Genomic DNA, 253 nt, shown 5'->3' with positions numbered 1-253 from the left:
CTCACCCACACCTTCTTCAACCCAGACCGAGAGGGCTGGCTCCTAAAGCTGGGAGGGGGCCGGGTGAAGACTTGGAAGCGGCGCTGGTTCATCCTTACAGACAACTGCCTCTACTACTTTGAATACACTACGGACAAGGAGCCCCGAGGGATTATCCCCCTAGAGAACCTGAGCATCCGGGAGGTGGACGATCCTCGGAAGCCGAACTGCTTTGAGCTTTACATTCCCAACAATAAGGGACAGCTCATCAAAG

The 253-nt window shown here is 54.9% G+C and carries 1 protein-coding gene; it reads left to right on the top strand.

The genetic code is table 11. From position 1 onward, the window contains the following. Positions 1-63: 63 nt before the first annotated feature. The coding region (locus MN204_RS21075; RefSeq protein WP_249872999.1) for a PH domain-containing protein at positions 64-253 on the top strand (190 nt) is incomplete at its 3' end.

It is taken from the genome of Oceanobacillus saliphilus, assembly GCF_023522835.1.
Lineage (GTDB): Bacteria > Bacillota > Bacilli > Bacillales > Amphibacillaceae > Oceanobacillus > Oceanobacillus saliphilus.
The sequence above is the reverse complement of the archived record's forward strand: the minus strand, read 5'-3'. Positions and strand labels throughout refer to the sequence as shown.